This is a genomic window from Streptomyces sp. NPDC005533, from assembly GCF_042871845.1.
In the GTDB taxonomy this organism is placed as follows: domain Bacteria; phylum Actinomycetota; class Actinomycetes; order Streptomycetales; family Streptomycetaceae; genus Streptomyces.
Map to the genome: position 1 here is coordinate 1 of NZ_JBIAJH010000143.1, position 3,207 is coordinate 3,207.

The 3,207-nt window shown below is 65.7% G+C and carries 2 protein-coding genes and 3 pseudogenes; 4 read left to right on the forward strand and 1 reads right to left on the reverse strand.

Features of this window, described 5'->3' with window-relative positions; genetic code table 11:
- Window positions 1-591: pseudogene (locus ACFYP3_RS37340) on the reverse strand (hypothetical protein); the annotation flags it as partial.
- Window positions 592-602: 11 nt separating this feature from the next.
- Here ACFYP3_RS37340 and ACFYP3_RS37345 point away from each other — a divergent pair.
- The 4 genes and pseudogenes from ACFYP3_RS37345 (at window position 603) to ACFYP3_RS37360 (ending at window position 2,671) form a co-directional block, all read left to right on the forward strand.
- Window positions 603-905, forward strand: a complete 303-nt coding sequence (locus ACFYP3_RS37345; protein ID WP_388842551.1) for an integrase core domain-containing protein — start codon at window positions 603-605, stop codon at window positions 903-905.
- Window positions 906-943: 38 nt separating this feature from the next.
- Window positions 944-1,429: pseudogene (locus ACFYP3_RS37350) on the forward strand (transposase); the annotation flags it as partial.
- 502 nt (window positions 1,430-1,931) lie between these two features.
- Window positions 1,932-2,285 (forward strand): annotated as a pseudogene (locus tag ACFYP3_RS37355) (IS630 family transposase); the annotation flags it as partial.
- Window positions 2,286-2,377: 92 nt separating this feature from the next.
- Window positions 2,378-2,671, forward strand: a complete 294-nt coding sequence (locus ACFYP3_RS37360; RefSeq protein ID WP_388842553.1) for an AbrB/MazE/SpoVT family DNA-binding domain-containing protein — start codon at window positions 2,378-2,380, stop codon at window positions 2,669-2,671.
- Window positions 2,672-3,207 lie beyond the last annotated feature (536 nt).

Consider the following 3,207-nt stretch of genomic DNA (forward strand, 5'->3'; position numbering starts at 1 on the left):
CAGAGTGGCCCCTGATCGGGTGACACCCGTGCCGGTATTCGTCCAGCTCAGGCCGGTCTGAGGGGGCCAGCTGAAGTCCACTCTGAAAAGGCTCATGGATTTCACGTAGTTGACGGTCAGTTCGTCACCCTCGGCAAGAGCAGTCTTTCGGACCTCGGCGAGGGCGCGGCGGAGTTTTTCCGCGAGGACTTCGGTTCCGCCGGAGACGAGGGATCGGTGAATGGTGGGTGCGTCGGCGAGGTCGTCGCGGGCGCAGTCGAGGAGGAGGCGGAGGGTGGATTCGGACACCCACAACTCGCCCGGCTCCATCCGGTTGCCGAGCGGGTTGGGCAGGTCGGTGTGCTCCCAGGAGGCGGGGGTGATGAGGTGGACGCCGGATTTCTTACGGTCGTGGACTCCGCTGGTGTCCTCGCGGAGCTGACCGATCGGCAACCAGCACTTGAACGCCGACAAGAACGCCGCGTTCATGTCCAGGGCGGTCACCTCGAACTCGGCGCCCTTCTTCGCGGCCTTGAACAGCTCAGGGTTGCGCCACTTCGGGCGGCCCTCCCAGATCTCATCCGTGCCCTTCTGGGAGCGCTTGCGCAGCACCTCGGCGGTCGGTGGGAACTCCGAGTGCAATTCGCTACACCCAGCGCCTGTCCGAAGCCGGGGCCGCTCCGAGTGTCGGGACTGTCGGCGACGCACTCGACAATGCGCTCATGGAGTCCACGATCGGCCTGTTCAAGACCGAGACGATCAAGCCCGGTGGTCCGTGGCGGACACTTGACGATGTCGAGCTGGCCACGCTGACCTGGGTCGACTGGTACAACAACCGGCGCCTGCACAGCTCGATCGGCGATCTCCCGCCCACCGAATATGAGACCGTCCACTACCGTTCACCCCAGACCGCCACCGCGGCCTGAGAACCAGACAACCCCGCCTCCAACAAACCCAGGGCGGTTCAGCCTGCCAGGCGGTCGATGACCTGGCGCGGGCCACCGAGGAAGCCTTTCGGTCACACCCGGACGCGGCGATCATGCTGAGCTTCCCCGGGATCGGCCCCCAGGTCGGCGCCCGGATCCTGGGCGAGATCGGTGACGACAGGAGCCGCTTCGCTACGGCTGGAGGACTGAAGGCGTACGCCGGCTCGGCCCCGATCACTCGGGCTTCCGGCAAGCGCCGTTACGTCGGGCGTCGGTTCGTGAAGAACAACCGGCTCAACCACGTCGGGCAGCTGTGGGCCTTCGCCTCCATCAGCGGTTCATCCGGCGCGGACGCCCACTACCGGCGCCGCCGGGCCGGAGGGGACTGGCACATGCAGGCTCTGCGGCACCTGTTCAACCGCATGCTGGGGCAGCTGCATCACTGCCTACTCGTCCGCGTTCCTTTCGACGAAGCCACGGCTTTCCCTCCAGGGGCTGCGACGCCCCAGCTGGCCAGTTCATAGGGCTCAGGGCATGAGGGCAGTCGACACGCGAGCCAGGTCTTCCGAAGGGAGGGCGAAGCCGTTGAACGGGTTCCGGTACGAGTACGCGCCGTCGTCCAAGCGAACACCGTTCCTGCTGGACCAGCGGGAGGTTCCTCCCGCCCCTTGGCCCTCAACGAGAGCGGCAGCGAGTTCTTCGGGGGCCTCAACGGCAGTAAAAACGCTGAGAGCTGCCATCAGGCGGGGCCCTGCATCGTCCGGGATGTTGTCGTCTCCGAGCGCGGGCAGCAGCCAGGTCACTGAGCGGCTTCTGTAGACGAGCCCCGGTGGGGAGACCGGCCGAGCTCGACGCGAAGCTTGGGGCAGTTCGACTGACCTGGGCGGACGTCGGCTACCAGTGGGGCAAGGCATCCGCGGCCGGTCGAACCGGTGCACCTTGGACCCCCGTCGGGGTATGCGGGGTTGGTGAGGATCGGCCGCAGGGCCTCGCTCAGTGCGTCGTCAGGCAGCGCGGGTGCTTCCACAACCGGTGCTGCCGATGATGCCCGGGGTGCCCGAACGGGCAACACACGACTACGTCCGCGCTGGGACGACCACACAGTTTGCCGCGCTGGAGGCCGCCACCGGCAAGGTGATCGGCTCGCTGCACCGCAGGCACCGGGCCGAGGAGTTCTTCAAGTTCCTGGCCAAGCTCGACAAGGAAGTCCCGGCCGGCCTCGAGATCCGCCTCGTGCTCGACAACTACGCCACCCACAAGACACCAGCCGTCAAGAAGTGGCTGCTGGGCCACCTCCGGCTCCATCTGCACTTCACACCGACCGGATCATCGTGGCTCAACCTCGTCGAGCGATGGTCCGCCGAACTCACCAACAAGCGGAAAGTTGGAAAGTTAGAGAGTAGTAATTACGGACTCTCCCGGGTAGTCTGGATTTACTAGACGATCAATGGGATGCGAGAGGGAGGTCACCCATGGCTGCGGCTACGTTCCAGGTCAGCGTGCGCGATAAGGGGCAGTTGACGCTGCCCGCAGGCGTACGCGAGGCGCTGGGAGTCTCCCCAGGCGACGAGCTTGAGTTCGAGATCACCGACACAGGGGTCGTTGAGGTCCACGGACTGAGGAAGATCCGCACCGACCAGGCCTGGTTCTGGACGGAGCGGTGGCAGGCCGGAGAGCGTGAGGCCAGCGAGGACATCGCTGCCGGGCGTACGGTCCGCCACGAGGACGTGGACAGCATGTTCGCGCACCTTGATAAGGAGAACTGACCCCGACCCGTTGGAGGCCCCTATTGCCGACCTTTGAGACGACTGTCCGCTTTGACCGCGACTTCAGGAAGCTCACTTCTGCTGAGAAGGAACGCTTCAAGGAGACTGTCCGGAGCAAGTTCGTACCGGACGTGGTGAGCGGACAGTTCCGGCCCGGCCTCCGGGTCAAGCCGGTCCAGGGAGTCAGGCTCCCTGAGGGCGAGCGTCCCGTCATGGAAATGACCTGGGCGCCCGACGGGCGTGCCACGTGGCAGTTCGGAGATGGACAGCACACGCACGTCATCTGGCGCCGGGTCGGGGGGCACGAGATCTTCGATCCCGGACCTGCCTGAGGGAAGAAGGTGCCCATCGCCGCATCGCGGTGGGCACCTCTGCCTATTCCCGGGGGTCCAGCCTCCGGCCGCCGATGTCATATCGACCAGCCGACGCCAAAGGCCGCCCGCTACCGTGTCCAGTCCACCCCGGCCTCGGTGAGTGCGTCGTGCTGCTCTTGTGTCAGTTTGTCGCGCCTGGTTTTGGTGTTGGTGAGCCAGATG

Excerpts from the sequence above, each read along its gene's own strand:
- ACFYP3_RS37360 (WP_388842553.1), top strand. The coding sequence starts at position 2,378 with ATGGCTGCGGCTACGTTCCAGGTCAGCGTGCGCGATAAGGGGCAGTTG.